Consider the following 22,541-nt stretch of genomic DNA (forward strand, 5'->3'; position numbering starts at 1 on the left):
GACATTATCTCAAAAAGTAACTCGTCGATTACGATTAGAACAGGATTTACCAAATGCAATTGAAAATAATGAGTTGTTTTTATTGTATCAACCACAAATTGATAGTAAGGCAGGTAAGGTTATTGGTGCAGAGGCTTTAATACGTTGGCAACATCCAGAGCTTGGACTGATTTCTCCTTTTGAGTTTATACCTATCGCAGAAGAAACGGCGCAGATTATTTCAATTGGGAAGTGGACGTTACAGAAAGCGTGTCAACAACTGAAAGAATGGCATTCTGCGGGCTTTTCAAATCTAAAGATGGGGATAAATTTATCAGCTATAGAGTTTGAACAGAAAGATTTTGTTCAAACCATTATATCTACCATAGAAGAGATAGGAGTACCTGCTAATTCGATTGATTTGGAATTAACAGAGCGAATAGCAATGGTAGATGAAAAGGAAACCTTATCGAAGTTAAAAGCATTAAAATCATATGGTGTACATTTATCAATTGACGATTTTGGTACAGGTTATTCTTCATTAGCGTATCTGCCTCTTTATCCAATTGATACTTTGAAAATTCCAAGAGAATTTGTTAATAGGATTGGAACTTCTACTGATGGAGATGAAATTATACAAACCATTATTTCACTTGCTCATACTTTAAACATGAAAGTGATAGCGGAAGGGGTAGAAACGAAGGAACAATTAACAGTGTTACAACGTAATGCATGTTATCTAATTCAGGGCTATTACTACAGTAAACCTGTAAATAAAGATGAATTTATTGGTTTTTTAAGTACAATACAAAATGAATAAGTGAAAAATCAGTATATGTATGAAATAAAGTGAAAAGACGATCTATCCATATGGATTTGAACGTCTTTTCACTTTATTTTCAGTAGTTATGCAGCAAGGTTTCAGCCTTTGAAAGTAAAATAAGTATCTATATTCCTTGTATTTAGGGCTAATGGGATATGAGGTGAAAGTTGCTTCTTGTGAAACCGCATTAGGGACAGCTCGTATATTCTTAAAGCAATTTGAAAAAGCGGAAGAACATTTCAATCGTTCCATTGACCTTTTGCAAAAACATAATGAAGAAAAATTGATTTTAATAGTAAGGCATAATCTAGGACTATTATATGCAACTCAAAATTTATCTAAATTAGCAATTCGTCATTTATCAGAAGTCACAGAGAAGAATATTGCCCATTTTAAAGCAGTGTTCTTACAAGCGCGTGAACACCATAAACTAAGAAAAACAAATATTGTAAAAGAACTTATTGAAAAAGGATTAGCAGTTTGTATGGAATTAGGAAATGAAGAGTATGTATATCATTTCAATATTTTACGTTCTCTTAATGAAGATGAAGCAATTAAACTCTTAGAAGAAGTGAAAAAAGTATTTCTTACTTCGAAAAGCAAGGTTTATGGGATTTCGTAGAAGAATATGCAGATCTAAAAAAGGAAGAAATTATACAATAATCACATGCTATCATTTTTAATAGCTAATTAACAAAGGGACTCCAATTATGGAGTCCCTTTGTTAATGGGATAATGCTTTAGTTTATCTAATTATAACAATATTTGTAAAAAGTGTAAAGGGGTCCTAGTTTGGAGGGGGAATTATTTAATCTTTTTTATTTAATAAAAGGGATGATATTTAGTTATCTGCGCTTCTTAATTATGTTTTTTATTACAATTTGAAGTAAATTTCAGTTAATCTTATTTATTTTATAGGAATTATAAGTTATACTAAAAGTAGGTGCAAAATGTACCATTTGAAAAAGAGTGCATTGCAAAAAGGAATCCGTAAAGGATTCCTTTTTTGTTTCTTTTAAAATGAAGCAACGTTCTAATTATCTCTTTCTTTTTTTATGAATGAACTACCAATGTATAAATTTAAAAGGTATTTTTGGAAAATTTCCATATTCCTGTAACAAAACAAAGGTATGTTATGTGTGTTAAATATAAAGAGAAAGAAGGAAAAGTTGTGAAAAAAGTTTTGCCAATTGTTGCGTTATTAGGCATGATGAGTTTTAGAGTACAGGAAATGAATGTAAGAGCTGATACATACCACAAGGGCGATTCAAAAATTAGTTTTTGGGATTCGAAAAGAAAGGGTACTAATTTCATGAATAGTACGTCATTACCTGAAAACTATAAAAGTGCAAAAGAAGCTAATATTGAATATGTACGTTTAGCACCTGATAAATGGGCAAAAGATAAAGATTTTCTATTTGGGGATAAACCAGATACTTCTGGAAAGGATTTTCTGATAGGTAATGCAGATAACTATCGGGGATTAGTAAAGGAAGATCTAGAAAAATTAAAGGCGGATTTAGATGCCGCACAATCACAAGGAATGAAAGTCGTTCTTACAATGTTATCCTTACCTGGTGATCGATGGCGCCAATTTAATAATAATAAGAATGACGACAGAATATGGGAAGAAGAGAAGTATCAAGAACAAGCAAGTCAATTTTGGAAGGACCTCGCTCTGGAACTAAAAGATCACCCCGCGGTGGTTGGTTATAATATTATAAATGAACCACATCCAGAAACAGCTAAAAATAATAGATATAATGATTTTTGGACGGAAGATTACGAGAAATGGTATGCAAAAGTAAAAGGAACGACAGCTGATTTAAACAGATTTTATGAAAAGGTGATTAACTCCATTCGTGAAGTGGACAAAGAAACACCGATTATTTTAGATTCAGGTTTATATGCTACTCCATGGGCCTTTAAATATTTAAAACCAGTAGAGGATAAAAAAACACTATACGCATTTCATATGTATGAACCATATGAATTAACGAGCCAAGGTCAAAACAAGGAATATCAATATCCAGGATTAGTAAAAGTAGGGGATTTAGAGAAACCTGTAATGTGGAATAGACAGGGATTAGAGAAGTTTTTGAAGCCAATTCAACAATGGTCTAAGAAAAATCATGTACCATCTAATCGAATTATTGCAGAGGAGTTTGGAATTAACCGTACTGTTCCAGGTGCTACCCAATACATGCAAGATCTTATTTCTATCTTTAACCAAAAAGGATGGCATAAATCATTCTATGCATTCCGTGAAGACACATGGACAGGGATGAATTATGAATTGGGAACAGAAAAAATAAAATGGGATGAAGAGGGTAAACCGATGCGTCAAGATAATTCACTCTGGGATGTAATAAAAAAAGATTTACAAACGCGTAAATAGTTTAGAATATTAGGTTTAAGGACTAAATATAAGCATCTAATTCAAATAGAATTAGATGCTTTTTATTTCGAAAAAAGGTGGAGTTGAATTAAAGGTTCCATCTTTTCTTTTGCATAAAGAGTACCAATCAGGTTTATTTACAACGAAAAATAAGATTTTTAGAGAATAGCTTAGAAAAAATTGTGGAGGTTTAAACAAATGTGGTCACAATTGTTTAAACCTTTAAAGTAAAATGGAAGTTGGACAGTTGCTATACAGGCAGCAAATTTACAATATGTTTCGGCTGAGCCTTCGGGAAATATAATAGCAAATCGTAATGCAGTTAATGAATGGGAGAAATTCGAATTAATTCCGACTGGGGAATTATATACGTACGCTTTAAAAACTAAAAGTAATGGGAAGTATGTTTTGTTTGAGCCAAATGGTAGAGTAGTAGCAGATCGTACATCAATTGGTGCATGGGAAAAGTTTATCTTATATAATGGTGGAGACAATAGGATATATGTATTACAAGCACTAAGTAATGGTAGATATATATCAGCAAATGGTGGTAGAGAATTAACAGCTACTAGTTATGTAGCTGGAAGTTGGGAAAGATTTGTTATTGTATACTTCTAAACTTTGAAGTGTTATATATCTAAATGATAATGGCATGTTTAGTTGGTATAAATACCTAATACAAGTGTATATTAACGTGTAAAAGGGCTGCAAATAATTAGCAGTCCTTTTTGCATGGACTTACTGAGGTTATAATGAGAAGAAAAAGAACCCTATAGGGTTCTTTTTCAAGGCATATTAACAGTAAGGAGAATCATGAAATGCTACTTCAAATCTTTATTAGGGGAAAGATTTTGAAAAAGCTTAACATGTATTTATTTTTCCATAAATGTAAGATGTAGTAAATTGATGATATTTATACTTACTATTACTAATATTCAATTAAGATAGTTAATACTATTTATATAGTGTTAACTGGTGTATAGTACAGTATAGATTTAGAAATTTAATATTAGATTACATTTGTTAAAAAAGTTAATAGATATATTATTTCAAATTCTAACTAACATTTAAACGATTTTAATTGAAATTGGTTGTGTATTAACCCTTATAAGCCAATAAAAGTAAATAAAATAAACAAAGACCCTGTAATAAATACAGGGCCGGATACAGGGTTAAGGGAACGCATAGTTTCTTAATATCATAGTAGCATATATTCTTTGTATAGCTACATGAGGATTTTGACAGAATTAAGAACAAGACAGAAAATCTGTAGGAAAGCAAATATAGTGCTGGAAATGTGATTTTAAATTAAGCTATAGGTATATTGAAATGGATGAAAACTCTTGAGTACCATGATTAAATTGCCTTTAATTATGAGGTTTAGGTTAGAGGGATAATTGGATCTTACTGAAAAGAAAAAATGTTTTTTAGATTAAAAGAAGAAAAGACACCTTTTGGGTGTCTTTTCTTTAAGTAAACAGTTCACATATTGCTGAATTAGATACGAAACTATAATTCGACTACGAAGTAAATCCTAACATAATCTGAACAGAAAAAATATGTAATATTACATTTTTAGTTTTTAATTATTTTATTCAATATAGAGAAGCAACGTAAATAAAAGGGCATGCAGTCGTATCTGCAGCCCTTTTTAGGAGGAATTCAAGACACCATTAGGACACGTATTGGTAAACAGGTTCAAAAATAGTATGTGTGAAAAGAAAAAGTCCTATACCAAAAGTAGACAGGACCTTATCTTTTTTACATTTTAAAAAATGAAATTCTGTCCTTTTGAAATCAGTACAGCACACACTTGGTTTGAAATGAAATTAGAAAAAGTATACATGAAAATGGCAGACAACTATTTTGTTGCCTGCCGGTGCCAGTGGGTTGAATGAGTTAGTCAATTCAATAAATTGTGCTATCCCATTACCAGAAGAGTGAAGCCACTAGTTCAAACGGCTTAGACATAGTTTGTCTAATAAAGAAAAAATTATGAGTAGAAATTTTGTTTGCTCTATATGAAAAGATAAATAGATATTCATCAGACAAGGATAATTTAGCATATCTTGAATAGGGTGTAGGAACGAATTAAAGAAAGGGATATTTGTTTAGGAAGGGACTGACTCAGGAGTGGGACTTTCGGACAGGGTTTGGGGAGCGGTGATTGCCTTTGGCATTGCGACTAATATCGTTGCTTGTATAATGGCAGTATACATTCAAAAATATGAGCTAATGATAAATCATCTTACAAATATTTTATTTTTAATAATTATCTCTTTAACGTTTATAAAGATGAAAATTAACAGATGGGTGGCTTTAGGATTTACATTAGTTGTAATAGAGAAAGGTATTAAAGCGGGCTATGACTTCTACACACATAATTATTATAGTGTCAGTTGGAGTTTAGCTATCATTGTCTATTGCATATACGAGATGGAAAAGTATCATATTGAAATAAACGAATAGGCGCAACAAAAAGGTGTTAGTAGGTGGAATTCTTTTTAAAATACTATAAAAAAGACACTACAAGAGTGTCTTTTTTTTGAAAATACTCTATAATTAACTTTGGGGAAGGTAATGTTAGAGTATTCGTTTAGCATTATCTTTATATTTGATAAACCATGAAATCGAAAGATTTTGTGGTTTATTTTATGAACAATAGATATTAAAGTATTGGCAGTGAGTTATTAATCATTTTAAGCATTAGGAGAGAATGGATTAAAAGTCTAACATCGAATAACGGTTCCGGAATATAGTGTTGCGAAATGATCTCCCATATCCCAAACGGTACTTGCCTGTATATAGCCCTTAAAGCCTTCTGAAGAATAATAAATCTCTTTTGGTATACTTTCTTTAGTTTGGGAATGTGCTTTAGAGTACTTTACATAATGGTTTTTAACAACTTTTGCTTCTGGAACAATAGTGTTTTTTTGTTCCAATTTTGGCCTAGCACTAGAAGGTGGTATGAATTTTACAGAATCTTGGTAATTAGGATCTAAGGTGTCAGCTTGTACACTGTGTGACGAAACAAAGGTGCTTAGACTACTTCCCGCGATTAAAGTTGCAAATACTAACTTTGAGAATTTTGTTAATCTACTCATTCTATAATCTCCTTTTTATTATTTTGTAAGGTATCTCCTTACACCTCACAGTCTATATCCACTACAAAAGGGTGTACATACATATTGATAGACAAAATTCTACAAAATACCGCATGTTTTTGGGGTTTATGTATAATAATCCAATGTCTAATAATCTACCAAAAGTAAAAAGGTAGGTCTTATATAAAAGAAAATGAATAATTTATGCAGGTAATGTATATGGAATTATTGTTTAAATATTCTAAAATGAGTTGATAAAGATGTTGGTAGGTTTTTTGGAAAACAAATAATTCCCTAGGTGAAATTTGGAGGGAACATTCTCTGTTAGAGTTTTTATAAGGGAATTCATTTTCGTAGATTCAAAATGTAAAAATAACTAAAAGAGCAAGTGTTTCAATGAGTAAAAAGCTATGTTGAGTCTTTTTTCTCTGTTGGTGGTCGTCTAATCAATGAAATGACGGATGCTTATGATAGTTTGTGTCTAGCAACATTCGTGTATAAACGAATGAATTAAGAAAAGGGTGAAATATTGGATAACTCGAAATGGATGCCTTTAAGTAATGTTGATGATGATGAGGAAATTTGGGTAGGAGCAAGAGTTAGGTTGTACAATGTTGGTATGAATAGAGAAGATAAAGAAAATAATTTCTATGAATATATTATTTCTTATATCTACGACAACACTAACTACTTACAACTAACTAATTTAACAACAGGAAAAGCAGGTTATATTATTTGTGTCATTGAAAAAGAATTACCAAATAATTATGCTTTGGGCAGAACATTAAAGCAAAGAATAGGTTTAGAAAATACCTATTTTAGATTTGAATAATCAACAAATAAGGGAAGCACCAACTCTAAGGTGTCTTCCCTTATTTAATACTTTTTATCAATAATCAATATTAACAGAGCCTAAATAAAAAAGTGAGAAAAATGATAAACACTCTTCTCACTTTCATCAATTAGGGTGGCATATACATAAATATGCGTTTGGGTGGATTTTGGATGAAAAATCCACATGCATAGTATAACAAAAAAATTATGGCTTTTCGCATGTAATATTGCATATGAAAAATAGTAAAGTTTTAAATTTTAATATTAACAACTTATATATATGTGTTACAATGTAATTCTCTAATTTATTTTATTCTCCTATTTAGAATTTATAGTTTAGTGATTCAATAAAACAAAAGTGGTTGTAATAAATAGATAAAACGATGAAATAATACAGTTAGAATGGTTAAAAGGCAGTTAAATATAAGTATTAAAAGAAATAAATTTACTTATTTATGTTTAGTGAATGTATTATGGTAAGAATTTCATCCGATTGGATTAGCGCTAAACTAGATTTTTATCCAAACAAATCCAATAATTATTTTTTAAATGAAGTATATGTTGCATCAAGTTTATTTGGAATAATTCGTAGTCTAATAATTGCTGAATCTAGAAAAATAACATATTCGAAAGGAGGACAGATAAAACTCTGTCTGTGAAAATTAAATCTCTAAATTATAAAGTATGGATAATAGGATGTAATTGTGGTTTCATTTCGAATGGTACCATAAATGAATGTGGAAAAGTAAAGGAGAAAAATTTAAATAAACTATATAAGTAGTAAAAATGAAAAGGAGAAGTAGCTAGTGTTTAATATAAAAGAAAGATTGGGGCAAATAAAGCTTAAAACGAAGTTGTCTATGGCATTTATAGCAATATTAATTATACCAAGCCTTATCGTAGGAGTATCATCTTATAATAAATCAAAAACAGATCTTAATGAAACAATTCTACAATCAGCAAAAGATAATATAAGTATTTTAGATAAGATTGTTGATGATGAATTAGAAAATAAGCATACAGATATCACTCATTTTGCAAAGGTACTCACACAAGGGGATTATAATCCTGAACAATCGCAAAATGTACAGAATAAATTTGATCAATATATACAGTTACATCCAGAGATAGAAACGATTTATACGGCATCCAGTAACAATCAATTTATTCATGCACCTGTTGGAAAAATACCAGAAGGGTTTAATCCGCTAGAAAGCAGTTGGTATAAGGATGCAGTAAAAGCAGATGGAGAGATTATTGTTTCATCTCCATATAAATCAAAGTCTACAGGAAATATGGTAATTGCAATTGCAAAGCAGAATGCAGATAAAAGTGGTGTCATTGGCGTAGATTTGAATATTAAAGATATCGTAAAAACATCCAAAATGATAAAAATTGGGAAGCAAGGATTTGTATCTATAGTTAGTCAAGATAAAACCATAGTTGTTCATCCATCACTAAAACCTGGAGAGAAATTAGATAAAACTTTAGTGGATGAATTGTACAAGACAGAAGATGGAGTAATTACTTATAGCCTCAATGGTGAAGATCGAAACATAAGCTTTAAGACAAATAAAAAAACAGGTTGGAAAATAGCTGGCGTAATGCCTACGAAAGAAATTGAAGAAGCTACCAATCCTATTTTTTATAAAACGCTTACTATAATAGGTGCTTCATTATTGTTAGGTGGAATTGTAATTCTATTCATACTCAAATCTATAATTACTCCACTAAGACAATTAGTCATTTCAGCTCAAAGAATTAGTCAAGGAGATTTAACCGAGAAAATAGATATTCGTTCAAAGGATGAACTTGGTCAATTAGGTGGTAGTTTCAATACAATGGCAGAGTCGTTACGTAATATTATTTCTCAAATTAACACATCTGCAGGACATGTAGCTGCTTCTTCTGAGGAACTAACTGCTAGTGTAGAGCAAGCAAGTGTTGCGACAGAACAAATTACAAAAGAGATGGAAGAAATCTCGAACAGTGCAGAGGTTCAAAATAATGAAGTTGAGTCTGGAGCTGAATTAATTGGTGAGGTAACACGAAATATTCAATACGTAGCTGAGAATGCTTCTGAAGTATCGGCTTCATCCATATACACTAAACAAAAAGCCAATGAAGGTGAACAATTAGTAGAACAAACTGTAACACAAATGCAGTCTATCCATCACTCTGTTTCTCAATCCGATAATGTCATAAAATTATTAGATAAGAAATCACAGCAAATTGGCAGTATATTAGAAGCGATTCAAAATATTGCGGAACAAACAAATTTATTAGCATTAAATGCAGCGATTGAAGCAGCTAGAGCTGGGGAACAGGGGAGAGGGTTTGCAATTGTTGCTGATGAAGTTAGAAAGTTGGCGGAGCAATCATCCGAATCTTCAATGGAAATTGGAAGTTTAATTAAGGAAATACAAGCAGACGTACATGAGACTGTAAAAGCTATGAATGAAGTAGGCGTAGAAGTACAGTCGGGAATTAAGGTTGCGAATGATACAAAACAAAGTTTTTATGAGATTTCAAAATCTGCAAATGATATTGTATCAAAAGTGCATGGTATGGTAGAACTATCAAATAAAATGACAACTGATGCAATGAAAGTTGATACATCGATTGATCAAATAGCTATGGCTGTAAAAGAAAATTCTTCAAGTATGCAAACGATAGCTGGTTCATCTGAGGAACAACATGCTTCTATGGAAGAGATAAATTCTTCAGCAATACAATTAGCACAGATGGCGGAAGAACTTCAAGAGTTAATTGGTGGATTTAAGATTTAAGTTGAGATTTTAGGAGAGAATGCTAGAATCTTGTTACAGAGTGGAAATGAAAAATCTTATAACATAGTAAATAAGTATAATATGTACTCTCTATGCGTATTGAACAGGCAGATAAGCCATTTAAAAACCCTCCATTTGGAGGGTTTTTAAATACATTTACATTAAATTTGTGGTGGTGCACCACCATAATCGCCAACACTATATGAAGGAGCAGGATAATGCCCATGAGTAGCAAGCTGATCTGTTTTAGAAAACTGAAAAATTCCCACCGTTAATACCCCAATAAAAGCAATGCCTGATAATAATAAGCTAATTTTTTTCATTATTTTAACACTCCTTTTGCGATTGATTTTTGTCTTGCTTGATAACAAATATGGAAATAGTCACTTACTTTTTGGTGGTTCTCTAATTGTCTACATTTTGTGGCAAATAATTCGGCGTATTCGACAACATATTCCCATAATTCTTCTTCCTCAAAGTATAAGATTCCTTCTTGAATGATTTTTTCTAATTCTTCCAATGGAATATTTTCGTTTAATTTTTTTAAAATAGAGAAGTGGTGTGTGTATTCTTCGTTATGAATTTCTCTACAAATCTGTAGTCCCTTATCAATGAGTTGGCTGGCCGTTGATTGTTCTCCTAACTTATAATGTTCCTTAGCTTGTAGGAAGATGGCCTTGAAGTGTGTAGGGATTTTCTCTGTTACTTCTGAAAGGTGACGAATAGCTAAAGTAGACATACTTTGATCAGAATACAGCCACCCCATAGTATTTTTTACGTATAACAAGGAATCTTCTTCCCTATTTTTTTGTAGTAAATCAATTGCGCAATGTAGATATTCTTCTGCTTGTTCGTACTGTTTTAAATAGATGCAGCAACCACCTAGCAAACTATTACAAAAGGCTGTTTTTACTTCATAACCTTCGTACTTTGAAAAGATTGCTCTCGATTTATTTGCGTACTCGATAGAAGCGAGATTGTTATAGGTATGGTGATAGAAAGTAGCAATTCTATAGTAAAATTCAGCATGTTCAATTTCATCTGGTATAGCTACCAATATTTTTTCTGCTAGTTTATAATGTTCCTCTGCCTCAGTATAATTAGATATAAAAGTGGAATGAATGGATTTGAAAAAATGATAATAGAATTGTAGAAATTGATCTGTAGGCATATCATAATCGCTAATAGTATCAAAACTATTTTGTTGAATACCAAGGCTATCTGTTAAGACCTTGTAACGAAATTCGAGTAGTGAATAGTATAGTAACAAATTTTGATCCTGATGTTCTTGATCCGGCTCAATGCTTAACTTATTAATTTTTTCATCAATTTTCTTTTTTAGATTAGTAGCTTTTATAACTTGTTGAGATAGCATAGCTCGATACCAGTCGTTCAATAGAGAGGTTAATTGCTCATTTCCCTTTACTGAAACACTCATAATATACGCCCCCATTTTCTAAAAAAATCCTAATCCAATTTAATTATAAACATCATAACAAAATAGAAGAAAAAATGGAGTGATATTACAATATTTTTCAAGAAAATTCATAAAAAACAATCAATTTGTGTCGAATATACTTAGAATAAAACATCCAAAAAATTATCAAAAGATGATATGAGTCTTTATACGTTCTATCAGGTGAACTTAGAAACTGTGATTGAAGATTTATGATATTTCCTTTTCTTAAAACGGATCAATTACATATTAATTTTTAAATTATTTTATCGGATACATATAGTATGTATCCGATAAAATATATAAATCTTGCGTATGTAAATAAGAAGACAATAAAGAAAACAAAAAAGAACTTGTAAGAATTCCTACAAGTTCTTTTTTAGATAATGTAAAAGGTGAAACAGACTATGTCATTATTTGTAATAGTAAAATTATCTTACGTATGGTTTTGTTTTATTTTATTTTATCATTTTAGCCAAGAAGACTCCTTCCTCAAGGGACGTGAAGGGCCACAGTCCAGTGAGTAGGTGGGAGATGAATTGGCCTCGAACAAGAGATGGCAGGAAGCCATCTTAATTGTTCGACATATAGAAAGTATTACTCTACTATCTATCGAATGTACGTTTGGTGTATAATAGTCATATACCGAAATGGAGGTGAATCAAATAATGATTAATAAAGCCTATAAGTTTCGTATCTATCCAAATCAAGCACAAGCAATTCTAATCAACAAAACGATTGGGTGTTCTCGCTTTGTATTCAATCATTTTTTATCCTTATGGGATCACGCATACAAAGAGACAGGAAAAGGCTTGACCTATGGTATATGCTCTGCCAAACTACCTGCCATGAAGAAAGAGCTTGTTTGGCTAAAAGAAGTGGATAGTATTGCGATTCAGTCGTCTGTTCGCAACCTTGCGGATGCTTATACGCGCTTTTTCAAAAAACAAAACAGCGCACCGCGCTTTAAATCTAAGAAGAACAACGTACAATCTTATACCACAAAACAAACAAATGAAAACATTGCCGTTGTAGGGAACAAAATAAAGTTGCCGAAACTAGGCCTTGTTCGATTTGCCAAAAGTCGCGAAGTAGAGGGGCGTATTGTAAATGCTACAGTTAGACAGAACCCTTCTGGTAGATATTTTGTGTCACTATTAGTTGAAACAGAAGTACAAGAACTTCCAAAAACACATTCTTACATTGGAATAGATGTAGGACTAAAAGATTTCGCTATTTTGTCAGATGGAACACACTATGAAAATCCGAAATTTTTCCGATCATTAGAAGATAAGTTGGCGAAAGCACAGCGTGTTCTTTCTAGAAGAATGAAAGGATCTTCTCGCTGGAATAAACAACGAGTAAAGGTAGCTAGAATTCATGAATACATATCAAATACTAGAAAAGATTACTTGGACAAAATTTCAACTGAAATCATCAAAAACCACGATGTTATCGGTATAGAGGATTTGCAAGTATCGAATATGTTAAAGAATCATAAGTTAGCAAAAGCAATTAGTGAGGTATCTTGGTTGCAATTTCGATCAATGTTAGAATACAAAGCAAAATGGTATGGCAAACAAGTCATTGTCGTATCGAAAACATTTGCTTCTAGCCAATTATGTTCTTGTTGTGGATATCAAAATAAAGACGTTAAAAATCTAAACCTACGTGAATGGGACTGTCCTTCTTGTCGTACACACCATGATAGGGATATTAACGCAAGTATCAATCTAAAGAGTGAAGCGATAAGGCTTCTAACCGCAAGGACTGCGGGGTTAGCCTAATCAATTAGAGTTCGATAGAACTCTTTACTTAGGAATCCCTCACTTCTAAACGAAGTGAAAGTGGGGGTAGTTCAAAGAAGATGTACTATATTGAAGATTTGTTCTTATTGTTGATTAAAGGGAAATTTAAGACTGGTAAGGGGAAAGTGCATAAAAGAGAAAGTCTCCTTTATTTATTCTGAAAAGATAATTCAAAAAGCTATTTGTGTATAGAATAAGCTATGCATAAATTCATCAACATTGGTGATAATAAATAAGAGAATCAATATATAAGCATAAACTTGTTAAAGCTCAGTGTAATTCTATAAATAGTAGATGAAATTATCTGAAAAATAACATTATTTACTTTTCGAGTAGGATAAGTAGAAAAAAAGGAAGTTTTTCTTTGAAGAAAGCTCTTTTGACAGGAATAGATTTTTTCATAACTAGAACAAATAAATTAATAATCACATATACTGTATTGTCGTTAAAGCAAGACATTATTTTCTCAGAACAAGGGAATCACTAGAAAAATACGTGATTCCTTTATTCTTCAATATAATGTCAATAGTTGATTTGAAATAACCGAAGAAATAAAATTTTTGTTAATGGACAATCACATAATTTTAGGTATAGTAGGTTTATAATTTAGACTATAAAAATTAATGTATCTTTTATTATTTTAACCAAGAAGACTCCCTCCATAAGGAACTCACAGCAAGTATGGGTAAGTGGGAGTAGTTCAAAGCATGCAATATTGTTTGATTTGGCTAATACATAGATTTATCATCTCAGAACTGGTGTAAGAATTATAATGTTTATACCATTCTATTGTATTTTCTAAAGTCTGTTGTAGGGACCATTTTGGCTGCCAATTAAGATTGAATTTTGCTTTGCTAATGTCAAGATTTAGTAAATTTGCTTCATGAAAATTTATTGGACCTATATTTTCTGCTGTCCAATCCCCGCAGCCCCAAATATCTAGTAAACTGGTCACTAATTTTTCTACTGGAACAATATTGCTTAGGGATGGCCCGAAGTTCCATGCTCCTGAATAAAGGATACCATTATTTATAATTTTTTCTGTAAGGAGTAAATACCCGCTTAAGGGTTCTAGTACATGTTGCCAGGGTCTAATAGCAGTAGGGTTTCTAATAATAATGTTTTTGTTTGATTCTAATGCTCGTATACAATCAGGAATAATTCTATCTATTGACCAATCACCACCACCAATTACATTACCAGCTCGAACGCTTGCAATTATTTTCTTGTGTTGAGAAAAGTTTTCTTCTGAAAAGTAAGAATTTCGATAGGAAGAAATTAAAAGTTCGCAGCATCCTTTGCTTGAGCTATATATGTCATGGCCGCCCATAGGGTCAATTTCACGATAACCCCAAGGCCATTCTTTATTTTCATAGCACTTGTCACTTGTCACCATAATTCCTATTTTAGCTGATTCATGTAATCGAATTGCCTCTAGTACATTCATAGTCCCTACAACGTTTACCTCGTATGTTTCTCTAGGATATTCATATGAATAATTAACTAGAGGTTGGGCAGCTAAATGGAATACAATTTCAGGTTTATAATCTGTAAAAACCTTATTTAATTTATTAAAATCTCTAATGTCTCCACGAATATCAATTATATTATTTTGAAGGTTAGTAATGTTAAAGTTATCATTCTTATTTTTAGGATCTAATGAATATCCGATTACAGTAGCACCTAATTCATTCAACCATAGGGATAACCAAGAACCTTTAAAACCAGTATGTCCAGTAATTAAAATTGTTTTTCCGTAAAAAGCATTATTAAAGTTTTGGTTTAACAATTAGTCCACCTCCTTTAGTACCCTATTTTTAGGGGGTTAGGTATAAATGTTTATTATTTTTATACCAATTAACAGTTTTTATAATTCCTTCTTCAATATTAATTCTAGGTTCCCAGGAAAGAGAGTTTTTTATTTTTTGCACATCCGCTTCAGGAACCCATCTTTCATTTGTTCTAGAGGAAATTGCACCGTAATTTGGTCTGGAATTGGTTTTCAAATGTTTGAATAATAATTCTACATAATGTTTCAAGGGGTGAATAGTGCCGCTCCCAATATTAAAAATTTCATTTTGTACAGTAGTATTTTCTACTGCTAGGATACAGGCATCTATTACATTTTCTATATAACAATAATCTCTTAATTGATTACATAAAGTTAAATTTACATCTTTGTTTTGTAATACTCGCAAGATTATATAGCTAAAAATTTTATGCGGCTCTTCGCCTTCTCCGAATATGCCAAAAGGTCTTAATGTTATAAGATTAATATTGTTTTCGCTAGCAATTTGATGGGCGAGTATAGTAGCAGCAGCTTTGGTACTTCCATAGATATCCACAGGAGTTAGTAACATATTTTCATGAATAGGTTCCATCTTGTTACCGTATTCAGAACTACTCCCAAAATTGATGATTTTTTTACAATTCACCAATTTTGCTGCTTGAATAATGTTACAAGTCCCTATAACATTTGTTTCTATAGCATGGATGTAATCTGTATGGGCAGAATTTACACCATAGGCTGCCAGGTGAAAGATATAATCGGGATTAATTTTCTTTATTGCATCTTGTACTTGTTTTTTATCTCGTATATCTATTTCATAGGTTTCAATATATTTTAGAATATCCTTTAGTCTCCAAGAGTTTGATGGTGTTCTTATGAAAAGAACAATTTTTGCTTGTAAATTTAAAAGTCTTCGTGCCAAGTGAGAACCAATAAAACCGTATCCACCAGTAATAAGGAAAGTTTTATTTTTAAATGAAGCAATCATAGTGATAATCTATCCTTTATTAAGATGTATTTTTAGTTGCTGAAATAAATAGATTTATTTTTAAATAAGGAAAGTATCAGTCTTAATTGTGATGAGGGGAGGGGTATTTAAAATAATTTTTTATTGTTGTTGTATCAATTTGATCAGCAAATAAAGAGGAGGAAGGTTTTTGAAAAGTATTATGAAGGGTATGACATGTCTTATTCAATTGTTCAATATAAGGAATGTATATATAATCTAAAACTGCTGGAGGTAATTCTAAAGTTTCGTGTTTCCATAAATCGAACTCATTTGGATTAATAATTTGCATACTTCCAAAATGAAAAGCTATTAATTCATCTTGATCAATAAAAACTTTATTATCTGTTTTGGATATAGAACTGCTATTTAAAATGACATTCCAAGGTGCTGCATCAATACCTCTATGAGTCATGATTTTTATATTAGAAAAGATGTTAGGAATGTGATTTAAATATTTTTGATCACCCCATCTATCCATTTCAACATCATAATGATTATTACAATATTCTAGGCATTTATCTTTCCACCATGTTAAAATTTCTTTACTATTTTGATCGTTTTTGAAGCCTACTAAACCAGCTTGGTATATACCGTGTATGCTTTCAATTTCAGTAGAGCTTCTTTGAGGGCAAAGGAATACAGAGTATTTCCACCACTCATCAAGAATGATATTAGGTGCTGTAAAGAAATACATATCAGCATCACAATATATAATGTGATCAACTTCCGGATAAAGACTAAGGACATGTAGACATAGGGGCGCTTTTAATGTCCAACAATACTCTTGTAAAATTCTATCATTTTTTATACTGAGGAGTTCATGATTTTCAATTTCTTTTACCGGAATTAGTATGGCGTGCTTTAATTTTAATTTCTCTAATATTTGATAAGTTAGATCATCCATACAACAGATCCATACAGTAAATTTAGCGTTGAAATTTTCTAAGGAATAATAAGAGGTCAATCCTTGAATTAATCGTTCTTTACTTATAATCATGGAAAAGTTCATAAAATGATTGGATTGATTCATTTTTCTTCTTAATTGTGAATCTTTATATAAAGTTTGAGCTTTATTTATATCTTTTTTACTTAAAAATTGTTTAGTATCTTTATTGAATTTATCCTTTAATTGCTTTAAAACAAATTGAATTCTCTCTAAATACGGAGTGTAAATATGGTTTAATATATTATTGGGTATTGAAATTTCTCCCAAAGACCAAAGATCAAAATCATTTTCAGTAAAGATAGTAATACATGCAAAATGGTAAACAACTAGTTTGTCGTTTTCAATAAATATATCATTTTTAGTCTTGTCAATTTTATAATCGTTATTATATATACAGTTCCAAGGCGCAGCATTTATACCTAAGTTATTTGAAATTTTTACTTTTGGAAAATATATAGGGATATAATCTAAATACTTTTGGTCTCCAAATTTCCCCTCTTCAGCCTCGGCACTGCACCAATCTATACATTTATTTTTCCACCATCTTACACTTTTTAGTCCATAGAGATCATTCTTAAATCCAATTAGACCAGCCTGATATTTTCCGTACATTTTTTCTACCCAATCACGATCTCTTTGGGGGGTTAGGAAGATAGAATGGTCACCCCATTCCTCAAAAATAATATTAGGGTCAGAGAAAAAGCATAAATCACCATCACAATATAGAATAGATGGTAAATCATAATTGACCAATAAATATTCTATCAAGACAGATTTTAAAGTCCAACAATATTCATTTACTTTTCTTTTTCTCTTAATTGCTTTTAGTTCACGATCTTCTAATTCTTCAACTTGTAAAAGGTTTACATTAATTAAACTCATTTCTTTTAATAGTGAATATGCAAAAGGATCTATACAACAAATCCACAATGTGAATTTTTCTGAGTACTGCATTAATGATTGCTGTAAAGCAATAATTTTCAAGACATACTCACTACCTACAATGACGCAGAAATGATTATTTAGATCATGTTGTTGATTATAGAATTGGGGATTAATTCTTTTTTGAGTATTTTTTTTGGAGAGATTTGAAGCTTTAATTCCTGTTGAAAGTGGGTTAACTATTTTCTCATTAGAGGGGATGTACAATCGAGGTAAACTTATTTTTTTATCATTAGAGTTCAATGCTTATTCAGTCCTCTCCACTAAAATTTATTTGGATTCCAACTTTCATTTACAGTTTTTAAATCTTTAGGTGTATCGACACTAGCCCAAAAGTCATTGTGTTCATAGACGGCGAGCTCATTGTCTTTTATTAAATTTCGAAGAGGATCTTCTTCTAGAACACAATCATCATTATTACTTAAATAATTGAATATTTCTTTGTTAAATACAAAAAAACCGCCATTAATTACTTCATCAAGTAATGGTTTTTCTTTAAAATCAATAGCAATTCCATCTTCGACCGCCAATAGGCCGTATTGACTATTTTTTTTAATTCCAGTTAATGTAGCAATTTTTCCTTTTTCTTTATGGAATGCTATTAGTTGATCAATATCTATATTGGCTAATCCGTCACCATAAGTTAATAAAAAGGTTTCACCCTGTACAAAGGATTCAAGTTTTTTTAGTCTTGCCCCGGTCATTGTATCAATTCCTGTATCTATAAAGTGTATATTCCAATTTTCTAATTTCTGAAGTAGCGTATATTGACTGGTTTTAAAATTCAAACTAAAGTCATTCTCTTTCCAGCTAAAGTCCATAAAATATTCCTTAATTTTCTCACCTTTATATCCTAAGGGTAAAATGAAATCAGAATGTCCATATTTTCTATACCAATTCATTATATGCAAGAGGAGAGGCTTTCCTTGAACTCGAACTAATGGTTTGGGAATGTCCTCTAAAATTCCTTGCATCCGAAGCCCTTTTCCGCCACACAAAATTATGACTTTCATAGATTTATTTCCTTCCTCTCTATATATTTTACTAATTTAAACTATGTAGTTTGTTTGGTAAATGTATACACGGTTGTACCATAATGACAATCAACTAAAAAAAATATGTTAGATTTATAATTCAGATGCTGATTAAACGTGGAGAATACACACTGTAGTTTATCATTAATTATATGTAAATTAGGTTCTTTTAAAATCTATGCTTTAGTTTATTTAATATTAATGAAAGAAATTGCTTGTTCTTAAGATAAAAGAAGGGGAAGGAAATCAAGGGAATTGAAGAAGCTTATAATGAAATATCCAAGAAGACAAAATATAAGATAAAGTATGGAAGTAAGTAGTCGTGAATGCACTACATAAGCAGAATATGCTGATCGCATAAATGATTATACAGAAATCAATAGAAGAATAACAAAGGGAATTAGCCATTTAAAGGAAAATGGAACAACTATTTTTACATTTTATAAATTCAAAAAAGAGCACCGCATAAAGGTGCTCTAGTGATGGAACTAATTTTGTAAAGAACTATTTATTCAATAAAGAAGGACTTACGAATTATTATATGAACGTTTTGTTAATTAAGTGTGTATCAATTAGACAGGAATTTTATTTTTCTACACCTATTTGATTTTACGGGCCAAATCATGTTAAAAGTAAGAAGAAAATTATTAAGTTAATGTTATTTTGTTTAAAATAACATCCCAATCGGAATCATCACCTTCCCATCTATCCTGATAACGTGGGAGTTCAATTGAACAAACCCTCGATATTCCCCAATTTTGTTCAACAATATTAGATATACCCTCCTTGAAATTAACAATAAGAATATTAAAATCCTTATTTGTAATTTTAGATAATACGTTTTGTAATTCAACCGCTTCATCTCGATTTCCCCAAATTCTAATGAATAAAATGGATTCACTACTATTTATTTTTTCAAGGAATCGATTAATTCTAGTGTCTAATTTAGCTTTAAAAGAAGGATAGGTTGATTTCAAATCCTTTTCGGAATTAATAGGAAAATCATGCATTGAAAAACAATTATAATAAGTGTCCTTTATACAGTAGGTAATTCGTTCTGCCCATTTAATTTGATTATCAAATTCTGATTCAATAAGACCGTAACTTTCTGAACCTTCTATAACCATATTTTCCAACTTCATGAATTTTTTAAATCGATTTTGAAGTAATCTGTTTACATCTGAAAGTGATGGATAATAAAACCAATCTAAAGGTCCAGAAAATGTTCTTAAATTGTGTCTTTTGATTTGGTTGGTGACTTGACACAATCCTCCTAAACTTACAATTACGCCATAGGATTTTTGTATATCTTCTAGGTTCATCCTCATCATCCTTTATAAAAGTAATTTAAATTATCTGTTCAGTATATGATGCAATAACATATTGATGTGGACCTATATATCACAGTACATAGAGCTAAGACATTTGTATAAATTTAAAAAGTCAAATACCTAAGTTGAGGGATTTCATCTTTGACGTTATATCATGGAGTTATTATTGGAATGAAAGCTGGTAGGGATATTGCGCCAGAGTTATATATTCTCCAGTAACTTAATTTAGAAACCTGTTCTTGATTACTGTAGTAAAATTGTTGTTCTTTTAAAAGAATCCTTAGATAAAAAAGAAAAATCTATTGGCTAGCATTTAACCAGTAGATTTTTCTTTTCATCTTCATAATTTTCCTGCCTCTCTTAAAGTTATGATATATAATCTTTTAAAGACTGACACGGTGCATTTTTTTTCATAATGCACGCAAAAAAATCAGTTTAAGAATTATGTGAAATCGTGTCAAAAAATTAAAGGTAATTATATATGTATTTAAGATGATATCCATCTGTGTGTATTTTTTAAATTTTTAGATAAATGCAATGATAATGGCTTCTTAAGAATTAATTTAGCACCTTGTTTATTTAGAAAAGCCCTATAAACCATTTAGTTCATAGTAAAAGTAATATATTTGATATTAAATGTCTTGCATAATGCGATAAAATTTCACAATTTTTTATCAATATATACAGAAAAAGGTAACGAAACTTAAGCGATATTTAATACTTTTCATATTTGTGAAGTATGTGAATTTGTTTATTTTAACATCTAAGATGTTAGATTTTGTTTTTTAAACATTACTTATCCGGATTCATGAAAAGTATTTTAATGCATTATTTTTATTTTATATAATAATATTTAATTTTAATATTAAAACTAAAATATGGAAGTAACATAGGGGATTTACGCATATAGTAATGTTGATGGTAAAATTAACAAAATTTTCATTTAAATCAGATAAAACTATGATGTTTTTAACTTATAATCATGTTACTACGATGAAAAAATGGCTACTAATTAGTTAATTTAAAAATCAATTTTAGATAGGAAGAGGATAATGAAGACCAGAGATAGTTATAAAATTATTGTAATTGGTGCTGGGACAGCAGGACTATCTTCTACTGCACATTTATTACGAAATGTACCCCTATTGAAAGAAAGTATAGCAATTATTGATCCATCAAAAAAACATTACTTTCAGCCACTATGGAGTTTAGTGGGGGGAGGAATTGTTTCAAAGGAAAGTACGATGCGTAATCAGGAATCGCTTATTCCAAAAGGGGCAACGTGGATCCCTAAAAGTGTTGTTGAGTTATTTCCATCTGAAAATAAGATACTTTTAGATGACGGACTGCTACTTGAGTATGAAATTCTTATTGTAGCAGCTGGTATCCAAATAAATTGGGACAGTATTAAAGGCTTAAAAGAGTCTATTGGCACTAATGGGGTATGTAGCAATTATTCTTATACATATGTTGATTCTACTTGGAGAGAAATCGAAAAATTTAAAGGAGGAAATGCGCTTTTTACCCACCCTAATACTCCTATTAAATGCGGTGGTGCTCCACAAAAAATTATGTACTTAGCAGAGGAGTATTTTTGTAATAGTGGTGTAAGAAACAGAAGTAAAGTAATATTTTATTCTGCAAACAATAACATATTTCAGGTTCCACGATATGCAAATACTTTAGAACAAGTACTAGAAAGAAAGCAAATTATAACGAATTATAATAAAAATCTAGTGGAAATTATCGCCGAAAAGAGAGAGGCAATTTTTGAAGATACGCAAACACTAAAAAGAGAAACCGTACCATATAGTATGATACATGTTGTTCCGCCAATGGGGCCACCTAATTTTATTAAAGAGAGTGAGATAAGTGATCATCAGGGGTGGGTAGATATAAGCCCTTATACTTTGCAGCATGTGCAATATAAAAATATTTTTGGACTTGGAGATTGTACCAATTTACCTACCTCTAAAACTGGAGCAGCAATTCGAAAACAAATACCCGTCTTAAAACAAAATATTATGGACGTACTTAGCGGAAGAGATTTACAGGCTAAATATGATGGATATACATCATGTCCGATTGTTACAGGATATAAAAGTCTTATACTTGCTGAATTTAACTATGAACATGAGCCTCAAGAAACGTTTCCATTTAATCAAGCGAAAGAACGGTATAGTATGTTTTTACTTAAAAGATATATGTTGCCATATATGTATTGGAATTTAATGTTGAAAGGGATTCTATAGGAGAAGATAAAAAGTGGTTACAAAAATTGAAAATTAATTTGAAATAA

Annotated in this window: 16 protein-coding genes and 1 pseudogene; 9 read left to right on the forward strand and 8 right to left on the reverse strand. The window is 30.9% G+C overall.

Annotated elements, in window-relative coordinates; all coding sequences use genetic code 11:
• The 5 genes and pseudogenes from DN404_RS06540 to DN404_RS06560 all read left to right on the forward strand — a co-directional run.
• Positions 1–799 (forward strand): putative bifunctional diguanylate cyclase/phosphodiesterase (locus DN404_RS06540; RefSeq protein WP_149214873.1); only part of this gene is annotated, 799 nt, incomplete at its 5' end.
• Positions 800–950: 151 nt separating this feature from the next.
• A complete protein-coding gene (locus DN404_RS06545) occupies positions 951–1,424 on the forward strand; it encodes a tetratricopeptide repeat protein (RefSeq protein ID WP_113303543.1) in 474 nt (157 codons plus the stop codon).
• 513 nt (positions 1,425–1,937) lie between these two features.
• Positions 1,938–3,200, forward strand: coding sequence for a glycoside hydrolase family 5 protein (locus DN404_RS06550; RefSeq protein WP_149214874.1), 1,263 nt, complete (start codon positions 1,938–1,940; stop codon positions 3,198–3,200).
• Positions 3,201–3,431: 231 nt separating this feature from the next.
• Positions 3,432–3,818: pseudogene (locus DN404_RS06555) on the forward strand (fascin domain-containing protein); the annotation flags it as partial.
• Positions 3,819–5,333: 1,515 nt separating this feature from the next.
• Entirely contained in the window at positions 5,334–5,669 is a 336-nt protein-coding gene (locus DN404_RS06560) for a hypothetical protein (protein WP_000524431.1), read from the forward strand.
• Between the two features lie 260 nt (positions 5,670–5,929).
• On the opposite strand, the gene DN404_RS06565 is transcribed toward DN404_RS06560, so the two are convergent.
• A complete protein-coding gene (locus DN404_RS06565) occupies positions 5,930–6,304 on the reverse strand; it encodes a hypothetical protein (protein ID WP_149214875.1) in 375 nt (124 codons plus the stop codon).
• A 547-nt stretch (positions 6,305–6,851) separates the two neighbouring features.
• Here DN404_RS06565 and DN404_RS06570 point away from each other — a divergent pair.
• Both DN404_RS06570 and DN404_RS06580 read left to right on the forward strand, forming a co-directional pair.
• The gene (locus DN404_RS06570; RefSeq protein ID WP_002024558.1) at positions 6,852–7,136 is read left to right on the forward strand and encodes a hypothetical protein; all 285 of its coding nucleotides are present in this window, start codon (positions 6,852–6,854) and stop codon (positions 7,134–7,136) included.
• 808 nt (positions 7,137–7,944) lie between these two features.
• Entirely contained in the window at positions 7,945–9,927 is a 1,983-nt protein-coding gene (locus DN404_RS06580; RefSeq protein ID WP_000481869.1) for a methyl-accepting chemotaxis protein, read from the forward strand.
• Between the two features lie 161 nt (positions 9,928–10,088).
• Here DN404_RS06580 and DN404_RS30440 read toward each other — a convergent pair whose 3' ends face one another.
• A complete protein-coding gene (locus DN404_RS30440) occupies positions 10,089–10,250 on the reverse strand; it encodes a hypothetical protein (protein WP_000724107.1) in 162 nt (53 codons plus the stop codon).
• Positions 10,250–11,365, reverse strand: coding sequence for a Rap family tetratricopeptide repeat protein (locus DN404_RS06585; RefSeq protein ID WP_000116953.1), 1,116 nt, complete (start codon positions 11,363–11,365; stop codon positions 10,250–10,252). Before DN404_RS06585 ends, DN404_RS30440 begins: the two co-directional genes overlap by 1 nt.
• A 686-nt stretch (positions 11,366–12,051) precedes the next feature.
• On the opposite strand from DN404_RS06585, the gene tnpB reads away from it, so the two are divergent.
• Complete coding sequence (gene tnpB, locus DN404_RS06590) at positions 12,052–13,170, forward strand: IS200/IS605 family element RNA-guided endonuclease TnpB (protein ID WP_006922732.1); 1,119 nt, start codon at positions 12,052–12,054, stop codon at positions 13,168–13,170.
• A gap of 721 nt (positions 13,171–13,891) precedes the next feature.
• On the opposite strand, the gene rfbG is transcribed toward tnpB, so the two are convergent.
• The 5 genes from rfbG to DN404_RS06615 all read right to left on the reverse strand — a co-directional run bounded on the left by rfbG (position 13,892) and on the right by DN404_RS06615 (position 20,233).
• The gene (gene rfbG, locus DN404_RS06595) at positions 13,892–14,980 is read right to left on the reverse strand and encodes a CDP-glucose 4,6-dehydratase (RefSeq protein ID WP_000934347.1); all 1,089 of its coding nucleotides are present in this window, start codon (positions 14,978–14,980) and stop codon (positions 13,892–13,894) included.
• Between the two features lie 28 nt (positions 14,981–15,008).
• Positions 15,009–15,968 carry an NAD-dependent epimerase/dehydratase family protein gene (locus DN404_RS06600; protein ID WP_000561952.1) on the reverse strand — a complete coding sequence of 320 codons (960 nt, stop codon included), beginning with the start codon at positions 15,966–15,968 and terminating at the stop codon, positions 15,009–15,011.
• 82 nt (positions 15,969–16,050) lie between these two features.
• The gene (locus DN404_RS06605; protein ID WP_149214876.1) at positions 16,051–18,120 is read right to left on the reverse strand and encodes a glycosyl transferase; all 2,070 of its coding nucleotides are present in this window, start codon (positions 18,118–18,120) and stop codon (positions 16,051–16,053) included.
• A 20-nt stretch (positions 18,121–18,140) separates the two neighbouring features.
• A complete protein-coding gene (locus DN404_RS06610; RefSeq protein WP_000864434.1) occupies positions 18,141–18,890 on the reverse strand; it encodes a sugar phosphate nucleotidyltransferase in 750 nt (249 codons plus the stop codon).
• Between the two features lie 668 nt (positions 18,891–19,558).
• Complete coding sequence (locus DN404_RS06615; protein WP_001047153.1) at positions 19,559–20,233, reverse strand: papain-like cysteine peptidase; 675 nt, start codon at positions 20,231–20,233, stop codon at positions 19,559–19,561.
• A 1,061-nt stretch (positions 20,234–21,294) separates the two neighbouring features.
• Between DN404_RS06615 and DN404_RS06620 the strand changes: the two genes are divergently transcribed.
• Complete coding sequence (locus DN404_RS06620) at positions 21,295–22,494, forward strand: FAD/NAD(P)-binding oxidoreductase (RefSeq protein WP_000857313.1); 1,200 nt, start codon at positions 21,295–21,297, stop codon at positions 22,492–22,494.
• Positions 22,495–22,541 lie beyond the last annotated feature (47 nt).

Source organism: Bacillus sp. TE8-1, from assembly GCF_008368855.1.
GTDB lineage: Bacteria > Bacillota > Bacilli > Bacillales > Bacillaceae_G > Bacillus_A > Bacillus_A cereus.